The sequence below is a fragment of the Pseudovibrio sp. Alg231-02 genome (assembly GCF_900143565.1).
GTDB lineage: Bacteria > Pseudomonadota > Alphaproteobacteria > Rhizobiales > Stappiaceae > Pseudovibrio.
This window is the reverse complement of sequence record NZ_FREX01000004.1, coordinates 406626-426631: the sequence shown is the minus strand read 5'-3', so window position 1 is coordinate 426631 and position 20006 is coordinate 406626. Positions and strand designations below refer to the sequence as shown.

The following is a 20006-nucleotide window of genomic DNA, read 5'->3' as shown; positions in this document are numbered from 1 at the left end:
CAAGACCTACCCGTTTTTTCGTGCCAATATGCGGTTAGTCCACGCCTTCAACGATCACGGTTTCCACATCAGCGATGCCAATTCGAAACTCGCGGGCGGTCTGGTATTCGGGGGAGTTGTAGCAGTTCAAAGCGGCTTCCATGCTGTCAAACTCCACGATGACATGACGATGGTATTCTTGACCCTCGAGTTGCTCCGCCCTTTCGCCGCGCGCAAGGATGCGGCCAGTGTGTTTTCGCAGAACGCTTGGAGCGGCCTCGATATAGAACCGATAGATATCAGGATTTTTGATATTGACGCGGGCAATCCAATAGGCTTTTGGCATCTGTTTTTTGTTCCTGAATCAAAGGTTTCTGACCGGTGGTAGACCATAATCTTTGGGTCTCACGGGAGCCAGATCATTGTCGTTCGTGCATTATAGAGCGCTTGCCTGAAGGCGTTACTACCGGCTTTTGACCAACCAAAAATTCAAGTGAATCTGACGCTAGGGCCGTTTCTTAAAATGCGCTCAAAATCGGCAAAATAGAAAATTGTTCTTGATTAAACGGCGAGCTTTGCTAGTTTGCTAACACGAATTAGCAATGGATTGATGTTGCCTTTTCCGGGAAACCAAAGGGCTGGCCCCGAGAGCGTTTGTCGGAATGCGACGGCATCAGCCTGAAGACGGAATCACGAGGCGAACAGCCTCTCTGGTTCTTCATAGTACATTTATTCGCGGCGGACTTCTGAGCTTTCTTCAACCCTGCTGGAAGTCTGGGTGTTTGTTTGACCCGCCCGGTGGTGGCGGGCACATGGTGTGAGTGGGGGCTTAAGTGCTTAAAGGGATCAACCCGATCATTTTCCCGGACCTGTTAAAGATCCTGCACGAGATGGGTCATGGAGAAGAGATCGTGTTCAGCGATGCGCATTTTCCGGCCTATTCCGTTTGCGACACCGTGCTGCGTGCTGATGGGTGCGAAGCGACAGATCTGCTCAAAGCCGTCATGCCGCTTTGGGAGCTGGACCAGTATGACCCCGAAAACGTGATGATGATGGCCGCCGTGGAAGGCGACCAACTGCCGGATGGACTGGTGGACGACTACCAGAGCGCTCTGCCTGCAGGAGCTGAAATCACCTTTGTCGAGCGGTTTGCGTTCTATGAAAAAGCCAGGAAGGCCACCTGCGTTGTGGTGACAGGCACGACACGCAAGTATGGCAACGTCATTATCAAGAAGGGCGTGATCCAGAGCTAAAGCGCTTCCTCGCCAAGTGGGTCCGGTGTTCGGATTGGGGGAGGCGTGCAAATGAGGCAACGGGGGCTGCGGCAGAACTCTGGGAGGAGTGCTGCACGCAGTCAGGTATCAACCGGGTGTCTCAGCCATTTCATATTGCTGATCTGCAGTCGCAGCACCAGTCGGGATCTGTGCGTTCTCACTGAGGTTTGCAGGCCAGTATTGGGGGGAGAAAAAAATGAATACCATCGTCAGGATGACGGGTATTGAAAAGACGTTTCCGGGTGTGCACGCCCTGAAGAATGTGCAGTTTGACTTGCGTGCCGGCGAAGTTCACGCCCTGATGGGAGAGAACGGAGCAGGCAAATCCACCTTGATGAAAGTGCTTTCCGGTGTTTACACACGTGACGGCGGTAAGATTGAAATCAACGGTACAGTGGCTGACCCAAAAGGGCCGCGAGAAGCGCAAGACCTCGGAATAGGCATCATACATCAGGAACTCAGCCTGATGAATGATCTGACAGCAGCGCAGAATATCTTCATTGGCCGCGAGCCGCGCCTGAGATTTGGACGTCTCGATGAGGCTGCGCTCAACCAGAAGACCCGCGACATCTTTCAGAGCATGGCGCTGGATTTGCAGCCTGACGTGCTGGTTGGCAACCTGACCATTGCCAAGCAGCAGATGGTGGAGATCGCCAAGGCACTCTCCTATCGCTCGCAGGTGCTGATCATGGATGAGCCGACCGCTGCGCTGAACGATAAGGAAATCGCCGAACTGTTCACCATCATCCGTCGTCTGAAAGCAGAAGGTGTAGGCATCATCTATATCAGCCACAAGATGGACGAGCTGAAACAGATCTCCGATCGCGTCACCGTCATGCGCGATGGCGAGTATGTAGGCACCGTTCCTGCCGCTGATACGCCGGTCAACGAGATCATTTCCATGATGGTTGGCCGTGAGGTGAAAGAGGAAGCCGTTGAGGTGCCGGATCTTTCAGCGGCAGACGTTGCTCTGGAAGTGAAAAGCCTGAACCGGGGAACTGAAATCCGCGATGTCAGCTTTGCGCTCAAGAAAGGCGAAATCCTCGGCTTTGCAGGGCTCATGGGGGCAGGGCGCACAGAAGTGGCCCGTGCAATCTTTGGCGCAGACCCGCTGGATTCAGGTGAAGTCTGGGTGGATGGCCACAAATGCAAAATCAACAGCCCGTCGGACGCCGTGCAGGTTGGCATTGGTTATCTGTCAGAGGACCGCAAGCACTTCGGCCTGGCAACAGGTATGGATGTGCGCGCCAATGTGGCTATGGCCAGTTTGGACCAGTTCTGCAATCGACTTGGCGTGCTGAATGAAGCTGGCATGGCAGAGGTCGCCGCCAAGTACATCAAGCAGCTGGAAATCAGAACGCCCTCTGACAAGCAGGAGCTTCAGTTCCTGTCTGGTGGCAACCAGCAAAAGGTGGTCATCGCCAAGTGGCTGCTGCGCGACTGCGACATCCTCATTTTTGATGAGCCCACACGCGGCATTGATGTGGGGGCAAAATCCGAAATTTATAAGCTGTTGAACTCACTGGCAGAGCAGGGTTGCGCGATCATCGTCATCTCCTCCGAACTGCCAGAGGTTATGCGCCTCAGCCATCGCATCGCGGTGATGTGCGAAGGCCGCCTGACAGGCATTTTGCCGGGCGGCAGTTCAACAACGCAAGAAGACATTATGCGCCTTGCAACACAACGCGACCCAGCTGCGCAAATTGTGAGTGAAGTTCAATGACAGACACCACCTTAACCCCGCAAAAGAACCTTATCGGTCGTTTTGTGAGCTCCGGCGCACACCAGAAGCTGCTCGCCTTTGCCAGCTTGATTGTGCTGCTTATCGGCTTTGGTCTGGCCTCGCCAAACTTCATGCAGATGTCCAACATGATCGCCATTTTGCAGGCGACATCGGTCAACGGCGTTCTGGCCATTGCAGCAACGCTTATCATCATCACCGGCGGTATTGATCTTTCCATCGGCACCATGATGACCTTCTGTGCGGTGATCGCCGGAGTGGTGCTCACATACTGGGGCCTGCCCCTGCCGCTTGGCGTTGTCGCTGCCATTGGCGCTGGTGCGCTCTGCGGTCTGTGTTCCGGCACATTCGTTGCCAAAATGAAGGTGCCACCCTTCATCGCAACGCTTGGCATGATGCTGATTTTGAAGGGCCTGTCCCTCGTCATCTCCGGCACACGCCCAATTTATTTCAACGACACGCCGGGGTTTGATCTCATTTCCCGCGGCTCCGTGATCGGTGCTGTCTTTCCGGGCTTTCAGATCCCCAATGGTGTGTTGATCCTGTTCCTTGTTGCGATTGCAGCTTCCTATGTTCTGGGAAGAACTGTTCTGGGCCGCTACACCTTCGCACTTGGCTCCAACGAGGAATCCGTGCGCCTGTCCGGCGTCAACACGGATGCCTGGAAAATGGGAATTTACGCGCTTGCAGGTGGGATCTGCGGTATTGCGGGAATTCTCATCGCGTCCCGCCTCAATTCCGCTCAGCCAGCCCTTGGTCTTGGCTATGAGCTGGAAGCAATCGCTGCTGTGGTGATTGGCGGAACGTCTCTGGCCGGTGGTCGCGGCACCATCATGGGAACGCTGATCGGGGCACTGATCATGGCGGTGCTGACCAACGGTCTGCGTGTGCTTTCTGTTGCTCAGGAATGGCAGACCGTGGTGACAGGCGCGATCATCATTCTGGCCGTCTATGCGGATATGGCCCGCAAGAAAAAAGCTCATGCTTAAAAGCGGTTGGGGCGCTTTTGTCCCAGCATCTTTAGTGGAGCGAATTCTTATCGTTTGATTGAATCCAATCCAGCGGAACACGCTCTGAATTATTTCATTGGGAGGAAATATTATGTTTACACGTCGTACTCTGATTGGGGCTTTGGCCTCAGCAACATTGCTTGCAACCAGCTCGCTTTCATTCGCAGCGGATAAGGTTTACATCCCGCTGATCTCCAAGGGCTTCCAGCACCAGTTTTGGCAGGCTGTAAAGGCAGGTGCAGATAACGCAGCCGCTGAGCTGAACGTTGAAATCACTTTTGAGGGCCCGGACAGCGAAGCCATGGTTGATCGCCAGATCGACATGCTGGCCGCAGCGCTGGCGAAAAACCCGGCAGCAATCGGCTTTGCCGCGCTGGACAGTCAGGCCGCTATTCCACTGCTGCGTCAGGCACAGTCCGCTGGTATTCCGATCATCGCATTTGACAGCGGCGTAGAGAGTGAAATTCCGGTGGCTTTGGCCGCAACCGACAACGTGGCCGCAGCCAATCTCGCAGCTGACAAAATGGCAGAGCTGATCGGTAAAAGCGGTAAGGTGGCCGTGGTTGCCCATGACCAGACCAGCCGCACCGGCATCGACCGCCGTGATGGCTTCCTCAACCAGATGAAAAACTATCCGGAGATTGAAGTTGTCACCGTTCAGTATGGCGGCGGCGACCAGCTCAAATCCACCGAGCTGACCAAAGCGATCCTGACCGCGAATCCGGACATCAAAGGCATCTTCGGCACCAACGAAGGTTCTGCCATCGGTGTAGCCAACGGTGTTCGTGAAATGGGCAGCAAAGATGTTGTGATCATCGGTTACGATTCTGGCCGCGCCCAAAAAGACGCCGTCCGCAGCGGACTGATGGCAGGCGCGATCACCCAGAACCCGGTCGGCATCGGATATGAAACCGTCAAAGCCGCCGTCATGGCCTCACAGGGCAAAGATGTCCCATCCAACATCGACACCGGCTTCTACTACTACGACGCCTCCAACATAGACGACCCAGAAATCGCAGCAGTCCTCTACGACTAGAGCGCGTTCCGTTTGATTGAATTCAATCAAACGACAAGAATTCGCTGAAAGTAAAGAAATTAGAGCGTGAGGCGTGAATGCAAATGAACGCAACACGCTCTAAGCGTTACTCGGTTATCTGAGACAAAAACCAAAAGGCCTCTCATCGCGAGAGGCCTTTTTTGGTCTTAGCTCTTTGCAATTGAAATTAGCTTCCTCAGATCCTGCCCAAACTCCAACCACGGTTTTGCCTTTGCAGTGGGGCGGTTCCATTTTCGTTCGGACTGGCGCATCAGGTATGCGGCATAGGTGGCGGCGAGGATGTTACCGACTGCAAGACCTGCGAGGATCCACCAGAGCCCAAGCTTTGAACCTATGAAGAGCAACGGGAAGACCAGCACGAAGGTGCGCACCAGCATAATCTTCAGTGCAATGCGCGGCATCTGCAGGCCGTTGAAGATGGCGACGGTGACTGCGACAAGACCTTGAAATGCGTAGGAGACTGCAACGATCTTGAAGTAGATGCTCACGAAATTGATGACTGCTGGATCATCAGAGAAAATGGTTGCGATGGAAGGGCCAAGCAGAGCGAGGATGGCGAACAGAAGGATGCCGAGATAAAACGAGGCTTTGCCTGCAAAGATGACCGCCTGGTCGATACGTTCATGTTCCTTCGCCCCAAAGTTTTGCGCAATGAACGGGGTGACGGCCATGGAAACGGCGAAGATGCCGATCAGGGCGAGGGATTCAATTCGGCCAACAATCCCAAAGGCGGCAACAGCCTGCGACCCATAATCAGCCAGCAGGAAGGTTGTGAAAATGCCGGTGGTTGGCACAAGCATCTGCATGGAGATTGTTGAAAGAGAGAACTTCAGAATTTCCGCAAGGCCAGACAGCGCGCCGTCAAGTTTGCTCAAGCCAATCAGGTTTTGCCGGGTGAGGATGAACATCACACCCAGAAAAATGAAGCCAAAGGACAGCACTGTAGCCCAGGCCGCCCCTGCCAGACCCAGCTCAGGAAACGGGCCAATGCCGAAGATGAGCAGATAGTCAAAGACCAGATTGATCACACCGGAAATGCCAAAAACCACTTCCGTTTGCTTGGTGATGCCAACAGCCCGCGCTGCGCCACTGCCAACAATGCCAAGCATCAGCAGTGGGAGACCCAGATAAAGCGTGCCCATGTATGCATCGAGCAAAGGAAGGATGTCCTTTGAAGCACCAAGTGCGGAGAACGTCGGGCCAACAAACGCGCGCCCGGCAAAGCTGAGAGAAACGGCGACAAGGACCACAAGCGCCAGAGACACCATGGTCAGCATTTTGGCCTTCTGGCGTTCACCGGAACCGACCGCCTTGGCGATGACCGAGGAAACGCCAACTGAAAACCCCATGAACACTGCGGCAAACAGAAAGAAAGCACTGGAGGAGAACGCCAGAGCCGCCAGTTCATTGGACCCCAGCTTGCCGACAAAATAGCTGTCGACGATCTGGAACAGGAAGGTGGAAAGCATGCCAAGGCTGATGGGGGCTGCCATGCGCAAAAGCATTGTGTTGACGGGTACTTCCATCATGGGGTTGGACTGCGTGTTCATGGGGTCTCTCACTGGCTTTGGGATGGCATGCAAGGTCGGATCAGACGCCCCCGGGCGGAGAAACTGTCACCACCCGAGGGCGCTTCGGCCCCTATGTCGTTATTGGAGGGCCATCAGGCAGCAACAGGGACTTTTGGGGATGTCCCTTGTGCTGCGTGAACTTGTTGAACAGCGGGATCAGCGGCCAGTTTGCGCACCAGAGCGTCGATGTTCTTGTACTCAGATGTTGGCTTTTTAAACCCATAGGCCCAGCTTGCCATGGCGTAGAGGAAGGCATCTGCAACGGATTTTGTCTCGCCAACCATCCAGTCCCGGCCTTCAAGATGCTGGTCAATCTGCGTCAGAGCTTTGTCGACCAGCTGCTTTGCAGCGGCTTTCACGTCGTCATAGCCATTTGCATCTGTGGTGAAGCGCATTGGCATGAACACTGGCCAGAAATACGGGTGCAGCGTGCCGGAAAGGTAGGCAAGCCAACGGTGCAGATGCACTCTGTCTGCAGTGCCTGCGGCTGGTCCAATGTTCGCTTGCGGGTTCTGATCCAGCAGATGCAGGAGGATTGCCATACCTTCTGGCAGAGCAAGGTCACCATCCACCAGTGTTGGCACAACACCAGACGGGTTTAGTTTGAGATACTCTTCAGACTTCATGGTCGGGAAATCGACGTGCTCGACTTCATAAGGCTTGCCGATCCATTCAAGAGCGATGTGCATGGCGGTGGCGCAAGTACCAGGGGCTGAATAGAGTTTCATGGGATCTCTCGCTTTAACTATGGGTTTGATTGGGTTGGTAGGGGAGCTTCTGCTCCCCAATATTGCTGGTCACCAGGTCTGGTCAGGATCCACTTTGAACAGGTGCTCCATGAAGACGCGGGTGACAGCTTGCAGCTTGTCGGTGCGGGCATGGTCGCGCTGCAGTTCAGCAGGAACAACGTTCCAGGTGATTGGCTCGACGCCGGCTTCAATCATGCGGCGCATGCCGTTTTCGTGGCTGAGCTGGGTGATGGAACCGACGGCGTCTTCTGGCACATACACATCATAGCCAGCTGCCTCTGCTTCAATTGCAGGATAGGCGAGGCAGACATCCGTCCAGAGACCGCCCATGATGAGCTTTTTGCGTCCGGTTGCTTTCACCGCTTCAACAAACTCTGGCTCTTCCCAGGCGTTGACGCTTGTGCGGTCAATAAAAACGGCATTTGGAGCAAGCTTCTGCAGCTCTTCAATCATCGGGTCATACCCGTTCAACCCCACGGCAACGTGGCTGAAGATGATCGGGATATCGTAGATGACGGCGGTTTTGATGAGGCCGGTTGTGTTGTTGATCAGCGTTTCATGATCAATGTTCTTAACCCCTGCCAGAATTGGCGGTTGGTAGTCGATGAGGATGAGTGCAGAGTTTGTGGGGGACAGAAATGGATCTTCATCCGCTGCCCGAACCGGAGTGCCTTGATACCCTTCCGGGTAAGACGCGACACCGTTCACGGTCTTGATCTTTGGTGCGTCGGCAAGGGCCGGCAAACTGGTTGAAAAGAGTGCAATCCCTACGGCTGCGATCACTGGCTTCAATGCTGAGAACATCTGATGTTCCTCGTGGTTTGAGTTGTTCTTGTGTGATGAACTTGCTGTAGGGGAAAATTAGGTGAGAATTTATTGTTGCACAATCTGCACTAAATGCGCTTTACTGTTTCCTATATGAGTTAATGAGATGGGGCAGATATGGCTGATCTGAATGCAATCGCAGCCTTTGTAGCTGTCGCGGATGCGGGTACATTTTCCGGTGGGGCAGAGGTCATTGGCATACCCAAAGGCAGCATCAGTCGCAAGATCAGCATTCTGGAGGAAAGCCTCGGCGTGCGCTTGTTTCACCGGACAACGCGCAAAGTCACCCTTACGGACATCGGGCGATCCTTTTATGAGCGGTGCAAGCGCGGCGTGGATGAGCTTTCCGCAGCAACCCAGCTGGTGGATGAAAGCACGGCAACGCCCTCAGGCATCTTGCGCATCGCGGCCCCGGCTGCATTTGGGGAGGGAGCCTTTGGTGATGTGGTGGCGACGTATCTTGCCCGCTATCCCAAAACCAGAGTGGAGTTGTTGCTGAGCGATGAATATGTAGACCTGATTGAGGAGCGGATTGATCTGGCGCTACGCTTCGGCGAGTTGCAGGATTCATCGTTGATAGCCCGCAAACTGTCCTCCACCCACCGCATTCTCTGCGCCAGTCCAAAGCTTCTGGAGGTTTTAGGAGAGCCGAAAAAGCTGGAGGATCTGGCAGAGTTTCCTTCCATTGTTCACGGAGCCACATTGGGGCAGACCACATGGCGCATGGTGAACGGCAAAGGCACAGAATTTTTCGCACGGCATAAACCAAGGCTGGCTGCCCAAAGCATCTCCATGGCATCCAGTGCTGCCGCTTTGGGAATTGGCGTCGCCCTACTTCCGGAAAGAGCAGCCGAGGAGGCTCTGCAAACCGGAGCGCTGATACACATCCTGACAGGCTACACTACCCCAACACAAGGCCTTTACGCCATCTACCCCAGCAGCAAACAACTCTCCCTCAACGTCCGCACCTTCATGGACCTCCTAAGCACCTCCGACCTGCTGGCGAAGTAGGGGAGGTTTTGCAAAGGCTCATGTTCTCTACGTCTTCGCCTTGCGGAATACTGCGGGGGTGGCGCCGGTCCAGCGTTTGAAGGCGACGGAGAAGGCAGCTTGGTCGGCGAAGTCGAGCAGGAAGGCGACCTGGGCGATGCTGTCTGTTCCCACCAGCAAGCGCTTTGCCAGATCGCAACGGGCAGATTCCACCAGAGACTTGAAGTTGGTGCCTTCCTCGGAGAGTTTGCGCGTCAGGGTCCGGCGGGTCATGCAGAGTTCTTTGGCAACCTCATCACCGCTCGGCAGGCTGCCGGGTAAGCGGGAGCGCACCAGTTTGATGACTTTGGCAGACAGGCCGGTTCGGTTTTGCGGCAACTGGCTCAGTCGTTCCTCTCCATGTTTCAGCAAATGCTCTCGCAAAGCTGTGTCGGAAGTGGCGATCTGAAACTCGAACCCACCAGTGGGCAACCTCACGCCGTTGATTGATTGAACGCCTGTAACCTCGCAGTCTGCCAACTCAGAAAGACGCGCGCAGTGCTCTGTGTCCTCACATTCCAACATGACGGACATCTTTCCAAAGCCATCACCTGCAATTTGCTCTGTGCGCTTGAGCAAGCCAAACACCAGAAACTCGCGATGTCTTGGGAATTGATGCGCGCTGAGAATGTCACTGCTCAGGCAAATGGTGGGCTCAGCTTCACTGCCATCCAGATCAAAGCGAAGATCCGGGTCTTCCAATGCGTAGTATTTTTGCGCGAAGCGAAACACCTGTCCGATGTTGTCACTGGCCTGAGCCAAATACGCCAGTAGTGTCTTCGCTCCCGGTGATGCGAGGCCAGCGCGAGCCGCGAAGGTTGGGTCCTCCAATGCCTCGCAGGCTGTTTCCAGCGCGGCGGCTTCTCGTTGCAGATCTATTCTGGCTGTTGCGTTGCTCAGCTCTTCCACTGAAACACCGACAGCCTCCAGGATCTTGTCAAAGCCGAGAGCCGCGTTTGGCTCCCGCCCATATACTTGCGCTGCATGGCGCAATCGGTAGGCGCTTATGCGTGTCATGCTGACTTCCAATCTGCCTGAGAGGGGCGCCTCAACATTCTTTTGCGTCGATTAGCCTCTCAAATGTCCAGAAATCAAAAATCGATGGCCAGAACTCTAAAGAACGTCCTTTGCTCATACGTTAATTTACGAACATCAACAAACGGTGCTGCCTAGGACGGTAGCTTTCTAATCAAAGCAAAGGACATTCACCGTGAAGTCGATCATCCTTTCAAGCGTCATGGTAGTTGGCGCATTAACCACCGAAGCCTCAGCGGCAGGTGGTGAACCACGCTGGTGGGTTCCACCAGGAGAATCTGACAGTTACTCCATTGTCAGTATTGTTGTTTTCTTTCTGGCCTTTCTTTTGATTGTGCATCTTTATTCCCGCTTTGACCGCTATGCGGAACACAAGGCAAAGGGAACACCGCTTCGCACAACAGTGCCAGTGATGTTGACTGTAGCCCTTGCCTATGAAGTTATGCCGGCCCTGTCTCATTTCAGCATTTTGCTTCCGGCCTCCCTGATCCTTACAGCGATCGCTCGCGATTTTATGCTGTGGTGGACTCCTAAAATGCAGGAGGCAAACAAATGATTGAGCTTCTTGTCACCTCTTTTCCTTTCGTGCTGCGGGTATGGTACCTGCGCTGGAAGGGCATGCCGATTACTCTTTACAACGTGCATTATGCCTTGGTTTTATGGGTGTTTATGGCTCTCGCCGTCTTCTTTGCGGTGTTCTATTACTACCCGAAGTCGTTCACTGGCATCGTGCCTTTCAAAACGGTTCCTGTTGTTGCCGAAAACGGCGGAACAGTCACGGAGGTCTTCGTCACTGGTGGCGACCGTGTCAAAGTTGGCGACCCGCTGTTCAGTACAGAAAGTGCAATGGAAAAGGCCAAAGTTGATCATGCAAACCGCAAGATTGACGAAATCAAAAGCGCTATCAAAACCGCACATCTGGAAGTGGAAACTGCAGATGCAGCGCTGGATGCAGCCAAAACAGGTCTGAATCAGGCTGAGATGACATTGGCGGACCACGAAGAGCTTAAGATGAAAAACTCTGCAGCCTTCCAGCGAGCCCGATTGGAACGTGCGATTTCGCAGCGAGACACTAGTGTGGCAGATGTGAAAGCAGCGAAAGCAAAACTGGAAGCTGCAAAAGTGCAAGCGCACTCTACTCTTCCATCACAACTGGCAAGTGCCCAGTCCACACTTGAGCAGGCTGAAATAGAACTGAAAAAGACACGGGTTTACAGTCTGGTTGATGGTGTTGTTGAGCAAGTGACCCTGCATGTTGGAGCCCGAGCAGCACAGGCAGCAATGGCTCCGGCCATGGTGATCATCCCGGACCGAACCCAAAAGGAAGGTTCTCGTGTGGTTGCTGGTTTCTCTCAGGTTTCCCGCACTGAACTTTACGAAGGCATGGCAGCTGAGATCGCCTGTGAAAGTAACTTTAACATTGCGATGTTCCACACGGTTCTACCAGCACGGATCTCTCGCATTCAAAAGTCAATCTCCTCCGGCCAGATGGCACCATCCGGCAAGCTGATGGAACCAGGAGAACGCGCCAAACGTGGTCAGGTCGTCGCTCACCTCGATCTGGTCTACCCGGAACACCAGAAGTATCTGGTCCCAGGCAGTGGATGTGTTGTGCAGACCTATACAACAGACCTGAAAGGCGACATGTCAGGCGGTGTAACGGCCCACGTAATCTCAGCCCTCGGCGTCATCAAAGCAGTAGGCCTTCGAGTGAAAGCATGGCTTGGCCTTGCAATCGGAATTGGCCTTGCAGGATCCGCTCACTAAGAGCGATCAGATTAGAAAACCCAAAGAAAACAGTTTTCTCCCGAAGACGGAAAGTAATCCGATCAAGAACTCAAGGATCCGGACTGGTTCCGCTCGGGAGTACCATCGAAGAGAGCAGCCTAACTGGCAATCTGAGCACCTCGTTCTCTTCAAAGCAACCCAGTGGTCAGAGCAGTAAGGACCATCGGCGAGAACCCTGAAAGCCGAAGCAAAACCTTACGACCACCAATAAAAAGAAGAAGAAAAATGTCTATCAAAGCCCTGACAATCGCAGCAGTTGCCCTCTCCGTTGGTTACACAGTGGATTATAACCCAAGACCTTCGCAGCCTGGCACCAAGTCCATCTCACCAATCTCCTTCAAAATCGGTGAGGCAAATGCCCAGACAGCAGAGCGCAATGCAGCTCGCCGGACCGCCCGTCGCACATCCCGCCGTGTCAACCGCCGCCAGAGCATCTCAGGCTGTACCCCATACAATGGCTACTACAACTGCGGCGGCACTTATTATCAGGCCACGACCGAAGATGGAAAAACAGTTTATGTGGTTGTAAATCCATAAGGGAGACTACCGTCCCTCCCAGATGTCCCACCGTCCTGGCATCATGGGTGACCAACCACAAAAGGCCTCTCATCGCGAGAGGCCTTTTTTTGTTTGAGGAGCTGGCTTCTGCGTTTGTAATATGTGATCGGTTCTCTCACATTCCTGCTTTGACACCTTGGAATTGCTGGTTTTAGTATGGTTGGAGTGATTGGGTTTATGGAGCTCTGGGATGGTGGATATGGGTGATCTTGCGGGGCTTTGGGAGAGGCTTGGGGGGGAGGAACTTCGGGGCATCTTTATTGGGCTCAATCGGAGGCAGGTAGAAGAGTTGGTTGCGGCGGCGGATGCGCGGCGCATGGCCGGGCAATCTCTGAGTGCTATTGATGGGCAACTCGTTGCGATCAAAGGGAATATTGCGCTGAAAGGGCGGGCAACAACGGCGGGCTCTGTTGTTTATGCCACCGAGATTGAAGCTGAAAATGCAGCGGTGGTGCAGCAGGTGATTGAGGCGGGGGGCATTCCCATCGGGCCTGCCAATATGACCGAGTTTGCGTTTTCTGGCATCGGACTCAACCCCCATTATGGCAATGCGCCCAACGGGTTGGATGCTGCGCTTATTCCGGGCGGCTCGTCCTCTGGCAGTGCAGCAGCAATTTCCAACGGCATTTGTGATCTGGCGATTGGCAGTGACACCTCCGGTTCTACACGGGTTCCTGCAGCCTTTCAGGGCATTTGCGGGTATCGGGCGACCATGGGGCGCTATCCCATGGAAGGCGTTGTGCCGCTTGGGGCGAGCCTTGATGTGCTGGGGCCGATGGCGCGAACGGTTGACGGTATCTGCGCGCTTGATGCGGTGATGAGTGGTAAAACCTTGCCTGAAAACAAGGATGCAGAGGAACGGACATTCCGTCTTGTGGTGCCGGATCTTGAAGGGCTGGGTATCTCCGCTGAGATTATGGAGATGTTTGAGCATTGCATCGATACGCTTGTTGCCGCTGGCATCCATGTCGTCCGCCGTGATTTGCGGCCAATTTTGAAGGCGCATCTGCTGTTTGCTGAGCATGGAACGCTGGTCAGCGTGGAAGCGCGGGAGCAGATCTCGCAGTTTGTGGACCTGAGCAAAGATCAGATCGACCCGCAGATCAAAGCCCGTCTGGAACATGCTCTGCCCATGACGCCGAAGAAACTGGCTTATCTCAGGCGTCAGCGGGCGGTGCTTCAGTCAGAGGTGGAGGCGCAGCTGAAAGGGGACTTGGTCCTGATGCCGACGGTACCGGATGTGCCGCCTCTTATCTCAGAGGTAGAGGAAAGCATTGAGGCGTTCCAGAAAGCCAACGCGCAGGCTTTGCGGCTGACCATGATCACCGCCTTCCTGAACATGCCATCGCTCACCTTGCCGGTTGATCCAGGCAAGCCATCACACAGCATTTCCATCTGTGGGGCTGCGGTTCACGACGAGCAGGTGTTGGCAGCAGGGCGAGCCGTGGAGCACGTGCTGCGATAGCGCTCAATCTATGAACCTCCATGCTCAGGCAGACTACTTTCTCGCCTGAGCATGGAGGCCAACTCTATACCGTTGTTTTCTGGTGTGATGACTTCCAGACCTCGACGGGTTCTTCCGAGCCATCGGAGACTTCGTAGAAGCTCTCGTTAATCTGCCCATCAAGGCTCAGCGTAATCAGGGCGAACCCGTTGCGAACCCGAGGCTCCTTATTTTTCAAGGGAGTATGCGAGTAGTAATCGATGTGCGGTTTGTCCTCCAAACCAGAGGGAGCTCCATTCGGGATCGCAGCATTGCCGGAACATCTTACTTTCGCAAAACGCCCGTCAGTGCCTTTCGCGGTGGGCAGTTGGTCACCGTAGGCGACACCTAAATGCACATGACCCCAGTACCAATAGTCTGGAGTGCCGCCCAGATCTGCAACAGCCTCATCCCATAGTGGTTCTCTTTTCAGGCCATCAAAACTGATTGGATTATGATGGGTCAGGAGAATAACATCCCTACCGTTTCTGTCCCCAACGACCTGCTGTATCCAGTCTCTTTGCACGCTTGATCTGCTAGCACCCAGAGTGCCGTCCATGAAGAGGGTTGAGGCGGACGAGTAGTAGGCGCTGTCGAGGCCCAGCATCATCCAGTCGCCAAATTTCAGCGCAAAGAAACTTGCTTGCTTTTGTTCATTGAACGGGGTGCTGGCTGAGGAGAGTGCGATCTTAAAATAGCCGTTCGCTCCGTCATACATTTCGTGGTTGGAATTGAGCGTGAAGGATGTTCCGGCCATTTTGCCATCCGAAAAGCGATCCTCCGGCCACATCTTCACGAGGTTGTCGCTCTCTTGACTGGCTTCTGTGCCAGCGTAGTAAACGTCTCCCACATGGATGATGTAGTCGGGGTTATCAAGCGCAGCGCTTTTGCTGATTGCGTTCATCACGGCTATGGCTGGGCCACCATCGCTGGTGTAATCACCGGTGCCCCAATCTCCAAGAATTGCAATGCTGATTTCGTTTTTAGAAGTCCCCGCCGCCAGGTCGATGATGCCCGCTGGTGTGGTGTTGAAGGGGGCTTTTTTACTCGGAAAGAGCTTGTAGTAAGCAACATAAGCGAGGCAGGTCGTCCATCCGACATCACCCATCTCATATTTACCGAAGCCCAAAATCGAACCGTCGGACGTGACATAGGTGCCCAGCTCGATTTGCTGCGTGATGGTGCTGTAGTCAGCCCGCAGGGGTGCCTGCAACGGTCCACCCGCTTCCCACTCCAGAAATTCTTTAACAACGGCAAGGACATCCGCGTGTTCTTCGGGTGGGTTAAAGATCCAGTAAAGGGCCAGACCGAACTCGACATTGCCTCCCTCAAGATCTGTTTGTGGTGGGGCGGATTTCAAAAGGCCCTTTTGGTTGAGCTCGCCAAACAGCATGCGCTCGCTGGCTTGCAAGGCTTGGTTCAGGCTGGGCCCTGCGACGGCTTTCGGCTTTGTATCCGTCGTTTTCAGATGTTGCAGTTGCTCTCTGATCTGGCTGATTTTGTTTTGCAGGTCGGCATTTGGCGTGTTCATATTGTCCCCCAACTGAGGCTGATAGGTGCAGCGATCTCACGTTGAAACCGCTGCACATGAGCATCATTCCCGCAGGCATTAGGCGACCTATGTATCGAGGTTGCAATACCTGCATTCTCACAGCTCATCTGCACTTCTGGGGGATGAAGACAGTCTGAGGTGTGGGGTGGGTGCTCAGCTCATAGCCTCTGTGAAGAAGATGAGTTTGTTGTGATCGAGATCTCTCACATAGGCTGAAATGAACGGGCCTCGTTGGTTTGGATCACCCTCATTGGTGCCGCCCAGGTCGATGGCCAGTTTGTGGAGCCTCTTGACCTCATCGACAGAGTCGACGCCAAAGCCCACCATTGCACCATTTCCATGTGTTGCGGGCTTTCCATCAATGGGCAGAGCCGTCGCAAAGGCAAAATTCTCATTTTGCCAGTAGGTCAGCCTTTCATTGGCCGCAACTTGCTTCGGTCCGCCTTGCGCGAAGAGTGAATCATAGAATTTGGCAGAGGCTTCTCTGTTGTTCGTTCCGACAGTGAAATAGCCAATTTTCATCGTGTGATCTCCATGTGTTGAACTCGGGTCACCTCGGTTGTATTGACAAATAGGACATTTAATGTCCTATTTTTTTAATGGCGCGCACAAATTCAAATGGCAGATTAAGACGGATGGAACTGCTGGCTGTTCAGCTGAAGCAGGAAGAGCTTTGCACAGTCAAAGATCTGGCCCTTCAGCATGATGTCAGCGAACGCACCATCACTCGGGACCTTCAGCTGATGCGCGAGCAGGGCTTGCCCATTGATGCGGATCGTGGTCGCGGCGGAGGTGTTCGCCTTGATCGCAACTGGGGTGTCGGGCGCATGAATCTGGCGTATCCGGAAGCGGTCGATTTGCTGATCAGCATCGCTGTTTCTGAGCAAATGGATTCGCCCATGTTTCTGGCGAGCCTCGGTTCGGTCAGACGGCAACTGGTGGCGTCGTTCTCACCTGAAAAACGTCATAAGGTAAACCGCCTGAAATCCCGCATCCTGATCGGGTCGACAGCCTCCACCTATGTGCAGCGGACGATCAATGCCCCGCCCAAAGATGTCGTGCAGGCACTGCATCAGGCCTTCATCGATCAGGTGACGCTCACGATCGGATATAAGCGAGAGGATGGTGCATCCTCTGAACGGCGGATCGAACCGCACTACCTTATGCTAAATTATCCTGTCTGGTACGTGATCTCATTTGATCATCTGCGAAATGCGCCGCGCACATTTCGGTGTGATCGAATTCTGACCGCGGAGATGACGGGGGATCATTTCCGGCTGTTGCCCAAGGAAGAGTTTCAGGAGACTTTAGACAAAAACGGCCTTCTGATATGATTGCACCACAAACACTCATATGAACGCACCCAAAACGCGAGTAACGCAGATTTCACGTAAAAAACGCAAAATCGCGCAAGCTGTTCGTTCTGTCATGCATTCATGAGAAAATTTCCGCCTCAGATCAGCGGTAAGCTGATCCCCCTACTTGAAACACCTCACATACTCGATAAAATCTCTCAGCAATTTTAAGTATTTGTCGTTCCAGAGGATGATCCATGAAACTATTACACTCATGCGTGGCTGCTGCAGCTCTTGTTGCGTTTTCGTTTAGCGCTCAGGCGGAAACCCGCGTCACTTATAAATCAGCAAAAACCTCATCCTCTTATTATCAGATGGCAGTACAGATTGCGGAAGCAATGAAGGAAGCCTCAAACGGGGATATCATTGTTACCGTTGAAGAAAGTCAGGGTTCTGTTCAAAACGTAATGGAAGCTGCGGTGCGTCCGGGCAACTACGTTTTCACCACGCCGCCGGTACTGGTGAAGCTTGCCAAGGGCGGCAAGGCGATGTTCGAAAAACGGGCAAATCCCAAGTTCGGTGAAATCCGTGCACTGTTCCCAATCCCGTCCCTGACCATGCACTTTGTGGTTGGTGAAGACAGCGGCATTGAGAGCTTTGCGGACATGAAGGGTAAGAAAATCCTCATCGGTAAAGGTTCCTTTGGTGCTCGTGAAGGTGCTAAGTACCTGAAACTGTTTGGCCTTGAAGGTGAAGTAGAACTAGCGGATGTAGAGCTTTCCAACGCTGTGCCTGCGCTGAAGAACGGCCAGATTGATGGCTTCGTGACCGCAGGTTCCTACCCGGCGCCAAACGTGATTGAGGCTGCTGCTGGGACAGGTGTTGATGTTCTGTCTCTTTCTGATGACCAGATCGCCCAGACCAAGCGCACCAAACTGGTGATCCCGGCTGGAACCTATGCTGGTCAAGATGCTGACATCACAACAACTTCTCTGCCGGTTGTGGCTTACACAACAACGCAGATGGATGATGCGACCGCATATGCGCTGACCAAAAGCTTCTGGGACCAGAAGGAAAAAATGGGCAAGGACGCAGCATGGTGGAACGGCGTGGACAAGGATCTGCTCGGCAACATCAGCGGCAAAATCCATCCGGGTGCGCTGAAGTTTTATGATGAAGTTGGGTACACAATCACCGACGCGCAGCGCTAAGCGTATTCATCTTATCAAAAATTCAGGCCCGGAGTATATTCTTCGGGCCTTACTTATTCTGGGTTATTTCGTTGAATAGAATTCACCGTTCCGTCTGGCTGGTGCTCGGTCTGGCCACCGTGCTGTTTCATCTGGGTCTGATCTTTTCCGGTCTGGTTCCCAATCTGGTCAGTCGTCCGTTGCATATGGCACTGGCATTGCCTTGGGCTCTCATCCTGATGGCACGTAATCCCCTTGAGAAGGTGACGGGTTATGTGCTCACAGCCTTTGGTGTTTTTGCGGCTGGTTGGATTGCATGGAACCACTCGGACCTGTCGGATCAATACGGCTATCTCATTGATGATTTTCAGCTTTATCTGGCATTTGGCCTGCTGATCACGGTGCTGGAAATGGCGCGTCGAGCCATTGGCTGGCCGCTGCCACTGGTGGCGTTGATTGCGCTGGCCTATGGCATGTTTGGGCAACATATCCCCGGTGAGTTCGGCTATGCAGGTGTTCCGCTGGAAAGTTTTCTCGGTACCATGACCATTGCTGAAGGGGGATTATGGGGCAAGCTGACGGGAGTATCTGTTGGTGTTGTCGCGATCTTTGTGATCTTCGGTGCGTTTTTGAATGCCGGAGAAGCAGGCGCTGGTTTCATGAATGTGGCCGCCGCCGCCGCAGGTAAGCTGAAAGGCGGAACGGCGAAAGTCTCAGTGATTTCATCGGCTTTGTTCGGCTCCATCTCCGGCTCGGCTTCTGCCAACGTAGCGTCTACCGGCGCGATTACGCTGCCCGCCATGACCAAACTGGGTTACCCACGTGCACTTGCCGCTGCCGTGGAAGCTGTCGCCTCCTCAGGGGGACAAATCATGCCGCCGCTGATGGGAGCGGGCGCTTTTGTCATGGTGGAACTGACCGGCGTGCCCTACACCGGCATCATGGCAGCTGCGATTTTGCCCGCATTTCTGTACTTCTTCGCGGTTTGGATGGGTATCAATGCCTTTGCCCGGCGCTATGAGCTGAAGGGATTGGCGGCGGAAGACCAGCCGGATACCCGCTCGGTTATCATCACCTCGCTGTTCTTCCTCGTGCCGTTCACGGTGCTGCTCTGGGCCATGTTTGTGCTGGGTTATACCCCTCAGTATGCCGCCTGTCTGGCGATCATGGCTGCGGTTGTGCTGCTGCTGATCGACAAAAACTTCAAGGTAGACCTGCGGAAAATCGGTGGGCGCTTTGAGCAGGCGCTGATGAACTCCGGCAAGCAGGTGGCGATGATCGCCTCGATTATCCTCTGTGCGTCCATCATCATCGGCACCTTGGGGGTGACAGGTCTTGGGGTGAAGATCACCTCACTTATCCTCTCCGGCTCCGGGGGCATGTTGTGGCCTGCACTGCTGCTGACAGCTCTGGCTTGCATGGTGTTAGGCATGGAAGTGCCAACAACAGCTGCCTATGTGATCTGCGTTTCTGTTGCTGGTCCTGCGCTCATTGATATCGGCCTGGAACCGCTTCAGGCACACCTGTTCGTGTTCTGGTTCGCGCTGCTCTCCACCATTACTCCCCCTGTGTGCGGAGCGGTGTTCATTGCTGCGGGCATGGTCAATGAGAACTGGTTGAAGGTCGCGTTGTTTGCGATGGCGCTGGGGATTGGCCTTTACCTTATCCCGTTGGGAATGATAGCAAATCCGACGCTGATCACGCTTGTGAGTTCGCCAGTCTGGTCATTGCTGGCAACGGTGAAGGTGGGCCTTGCGCTCTCTGCAATTTCCTACGGTGTCATCGCACCATTCTCACCACTTATCCGCGGTGGCCTGATCGCGGGCGGTGGTGTTCTGCTCTTCATCTGAGTGCATAAAAAAACAGGCGC

Annotated in this window: 19 protein-coding genes; 12 read left to right on the top strand and 7 right to left on the bottom strand. The window is 54.0% G+C overall.

Going from position 1 to position 20006, the window contains the following annotated elements:
• Window positions 1-34: 34 nt before the first annotated feature.
• Window positions 35-325 carry a DUF1330 domain-containing protein gene (locus DHN43_RS14245; protein WP_063302728.1) on the bottom strand — a complete coding sequence of 97 codons (291 nt, stop codon included), beginning with the start codon at window positions 323-325 and terminating at the stop codon, window positions 35-37.
• A gap of 487 nt (window positions 326-812) precedes the next feature.
• Between DHN43_RS14245 and fucU the strand changes: the two genes are divergently transcribed.
• The 4 genes from fucU (at window position 813) to DHN43_RS14225 (ending at window position 5040) form a co-directional block, all read left to right on the top strand.
• Window positions 813-1232 carry an L-fucose mutarotase gene (gene fucU / locus DHN43_RS14240; RefSeq protein WP_108819021.1) on the top strand — a complete coding sequence of 140 codons (420 nt, stop codon included), beginning with the start codon at window positions 813-815 and terminating at the stop codon, window positions 1230-1232.
• Window positions 1233-1449: 217 nt separating this feature from the next.
• Window positions 1450-2976 (top strand): sugar ABC transporter ATP-binding protein, encoded by a 1527-nt coding sequence (locus tag DHN43_RS14235; protein WP_108819020.1) that lies wholly within the window; start codon window positions 1450-1452, stop codon window positions 2974-2976.
• Window positions 2973-3983 carry an ABC transporter permease gene (locus tag DHN43_RS14230; protein ID WP_063288001.1) on the top strand — a complete coding sequence of 337 codons (1011 nt, stop codon included), beginning with the start codon at window positions 2973-2975 and terminating at the stop codon, window positions 3981-3983. The genes DHN43_RS14235 and DHN43_RS14230 overlap by 4 nt, the downstream gene beginning before the upstream one ends.
• Before the next feature lie 112 nt (window positions 3984-4095).
• The gene (locus tag DHN43_RS14225) at window positions 4096-5040 is read left to right on the top strand and encodes an ABC transporter substrate-binding protein (RefSeq protein ID WP_108819019.1); all 945 of its coding nucleotides are present in this window, start codon (window positions 4096-4098) and stop codon (window positions 5038-5040) included.
• Window positions 5041-5207: 167 nt separating this feature from the next.
• Here the strand turns inward: DHN43_RS14225 and DHN43_RS14220 are convergent, their stop codons facing one another.
• The 3 genes from DHN43_RS14220 to DHN43_RS14210 form a co-directional block, all read right to left on the bottom strand.
• Window positions 5208-6611 carry an MATE family efflux transporter gene (locus tag DHN43_RS14220; RefSeq protein ID WP_108819018.1) on the bottom strand — a complete coding sequence of 468 codons (1404 nt, stop codon included), beginning with the start codon at window positions 6609-6611 and terminating at the stop codon, window positions 5208-5210.
• Between the two features lie 113 nt (window positions 6612-6724).
• Window positions 6725-7360 carry a glutathione S-transferase family protein gene (locus DHN43_RS14215; RefSeq protein ID WP_108819017.1) on the bottom strand — a complete coding sequence of 212 codons (636 nt, stop codon included), beginning with the start codon at window positions 7358-7360 and terminating at the stop codon, window positions 6725-6727.
• 69 nt (window positions 7361-7429) lie between these two features.
• The gene (locus DHN43_RS14210) at window positions 7430-8185 is read right to left on the bottom strand and encodes a hydrolase (RefSeq protein ID WP_108819016.1); all 756 of its coding nucleotides are present in this window, start codon (window positions 8183-8185) and stop codon (window positions 7430-7432) included.
• Window positions 8186-8323: 138 nt separating this feature from the next.
• On the opposite strand from DHN43_RS14210, the gene DHN43_RS14205 reads away from it, so the two are divergent.
• Window positions 8324-9217, top strand: a complete 894-nt coding sequence (locus tag DHN43_RS14205; protein ID WP_108819015.1) for a LysR family transcriptional regulator — start codon at window positions 8324-8326, stop codon at window positions 9215-9217.
• Between the two features lie 27 nt (window positions 9218-9244).
• Here DHN43_RS14205 and DHN43_RS14200 read toward each other — a convergent pair whose 3' ends face one another.
• Window positions 9245-10252, bottom strand: a complete 1008-nt coding sequence (locus DHN43_RS14200; RefSeq protein WP_208980549.1) for a helix-turn-helix domain-containing protein — start codon at window positions 10250-10252, stop codon at window positions 9245-9247.
• 193 nt (window positions 10253-10445) lie between these two features.
• Here DHN43_RS14200 and DHN43_RS14195 point away from each other — a divergent pair, with 193 nt between their 5' ends.
• The 4 genes from DHN43_RS14195 to DHN43_RS14180 all read left to right on the top strand — a co-directional run bounded on the left by DHN43_RS14195 (window position 10446) and on the right by DHN43_RS14180 (window position 14081).
• The gene (locus tag DHN43_RS14195) at window positions 10446-10826 is read left to right on the top strand and encodes a hypothetical protein (RefSeq protein ID WP_152986716.1); all 381 of its coding nucleotides are present in this window, start codon (window positions 10446-10448) and stop codon (window positions 10824-10826) included.
• The gene (locus DHN43_RS14190) at window positions 10823-12037 is read left to right on the top strand and encodes an HlyD family secretion protein (RefSeq protein WP_057463644.1); all 1215 of its coding nucleotides are present in this window, start codon (window positions 10823-10825) and stop codon (window positions 12035-12037) included. Before DHN43_RS14195 ends, DHN43_RS14190 begins: the two co-directional genes overlap by 4 nt.
• A 246-nt stretch (window positions 12038-12283) precedes the next feature.
• Window positions 12284-12595, top strand: coding sequence for a hypothetical protein (locus tag DHN43_RS14185; RefSeq protein WP_063288007.1), 312 nt, complete (start codon window positions 12284-12286; stop codon window positions 12593-12595).
• A 220-nt stretch (window positions 12596-12815) separates the two neighbouring features.
• Window positions 12816-14081: an amidase family protein gene (locus DHN43_RS14180; protein ID WP_208995413.1), complete on the top strand. Its 1266-nt coding sequence runs from the start codon at window positions 12816-12818 to the stop codon at window positions 14079-14081.
• Between the two features lie 64 nt (window positions 14082-14145).
• Here DHN43_RS14180 and DHN43_RS14175 read toward each other — a convergent pair whose 3' ends face one another.
• Together DHN43_RS14175 and DHN43_RS14170 are read right to left on the bottom strand one after the other, a co-directional pair.
• Window positions 14146-15630 carry a metallophosphoesterase family protein gene (locus DHN43_RS14175; RefSeq protein WP_108819014.1) on the bottom strand — a complete coding sequence of 495 codons (1485 nt, stop codon included), beginning with the start codon at window positions 15628-15630 and terminating at the stop codon, window positions 14146-14148.
• A 174-nt stretch (window positions 15631-15804) separates the two neighbouring features.
• A complete protein-coding gene (locus DHN43_RS14170) occupies window positions 15805-16173 on the bottom strand; it encodes a VOC family protein (protein WP_057461521.1) in 369 nt (122 codons plus the stop codon).
• Window positions 16174-16286: 113 nt separating this feature from the next.
• On the opposite strand from DHN43_RS14170, the gene DHN43_RS14165 reads away from it, so the two are divergent.
• From DHN43_RS14165 to DHN43_RS14155, 3 genes are all read left to right on the top strand, one after another.
• On the top strand, window positions 16287-16985 hold the full coding sequence (locus DHN43_RS14165; protein ID WP_108819013.1) for a helix-turn-helix transcriptional regulator: 699 nt from the start codon (window positions 16287-16289) through the stop codon (window positions 16983-16985).
• A 218-nt stretch (window positions 16986-17203) separates the two neighbouring features.
• On the top strand, window positions 17204-18157 hold the full coding sequence (locus DHN43_RS14160; RefSeq protein WP_108819012.1) for a TAXI family TRAP transporter solute-binding subunit: 954 nt from the start codon (window positions 17204-17206) through the stop codon (window positions 18155-18157).
• A gap of 71 nt (window positions 18158-18228) precedes the next feature.
• A complete protein-coding gene (locus DHN43_RS14155; RefSeq protein WP_108819011.1) occupies window positions 18229-19986 on the top strand; it encodes a TRAP transporter permease in 1758 nt (585 codons plus the stop codon).
• The last annotated feature ends 20 nt before the right edge of the window (window positions 19987-20006 follow it).

What these genes read in the sequence shown, in the direction of transcription:
- DHN43_RS14245 (WP_063302728.1), bottom strand. Translation starts at nt 325, where the DNA reads ATGCCAAAAGCCTATTGGATTGCCCGCGTCAATATCAAAAATCCTGAT.
- DHN43_RS14235 (WP_108819020.1), top strand. Translation starts at nt 1,450, where the DNA reads ATGAATACCATCGTCAGGATGACGGGTATTGAAAAGACGTTTCCGGGT.
- DHN43_RS14230 (WP_063288001.1), top strand. Translation starts at nt 2,973, where the DNA reads ATGACAGACACCACCTTAACCCCGCAAAAGAACCTTATCGGTCGTTTT.
- DHN43_RS14225 (WP_108819019.1), top strand. Translation starts at nt 4,096, where the DNA reads ATGTTTACACGTCGTACTCTGATTGGGGCTTTGGCCTCAGCAACATTG.
- DHN43_RS14220 (WP_108819018.1), bottom strand. Translation starts at nt 6,611, where the DNA reads ATGAACACGCAGTCCAACCCCATGATGGAAGTACCCGTCAACACAATG.
- DHN43_RS14215 (WP_108819017.1), bottom strand. Translation starts at nt 7,360, where the DNA reads ATGAAACTCTATTCAGCCCCTGGTACTTGCGCCACCGCCATGCACATC.
- DHN43_RS14210 (WP_108819016.1), bottom strand. Translation starts at nt 8,185, where the DNA reads ATGTTCTCAGCATTGAAGCCAGTGATCGCAGCCGTAGGGATTGCACTC.
- DHN43_RS14205 (WP_108819015.1), top strand. Translation starts at nt 8,324, where the DNA reads ATGGCTGATCTGAATGCAATCGCAGCCTTTGTAGCTGTCGCGGATGCG.
- DHN43_RS14200 (WP_208980549.1), bottom strand. Translation starts at nt 10,252, where the DNA reads ATGACACGCATAAGCGCCTACCGATTGCGCCATGCAGCGCAAGTATAT.
- DHN43_RS14190 (WP_057463644.1), top strand. Translation starts at nt 10,823, where the DNA reads ATGATTGAGCTTCTTGTCACCTCTTTTCCTTTCGTGCTGCGGGTATGG.
- DHN43_RS14185 (WP_063288007.1), top strand. Translation starts at nt 12,284, where the DNA reads ATGTCTATCAAAGCCCTGACAATCGCAGCAGTTGCCCTCTCCGTTGGT.
- DHN43_RS14180 (WP_208995413.1), top strand. Translation starts at nt 12,816, where the DNA reads ATGGGTGATCTTGCGGGGCTTTGGGAGAGGCTTGGGGGGGAGGAACTT.
- DHN43_RS14175 (WP_108819014.1), bottom strand. Translation starts at nt 15,630, where the DNA reads ATGAACACGCCAAATGCCGACCTGCAAAACAAAATCAGCCAGATCAGA.
- DHN43_RS14170 (WP_057461521.1), bottom strand. Translation starts at nt 16,173, where the DNA reads ATGAAAATTGGCTATTTCACTGTCGGAACGAACAACAGAGAAGCCTCT.
- DHN43_RS14165 (WP_108819013.1), top strand. Translation starts at nt 16,287, where the DNA reads ATGGAACTGCTGGCTGTTCAGCTGAAGCAGGAAGAGCTTTGCACAGTC.
- DHN43_RS14160 (WP_108819012.1), top strand. Translation starts at nt 17,204, where the DNA reads ATGAAACTATTACACTCATGCGTGGCTGCTGCAGCTCTTGTTGCGTTT.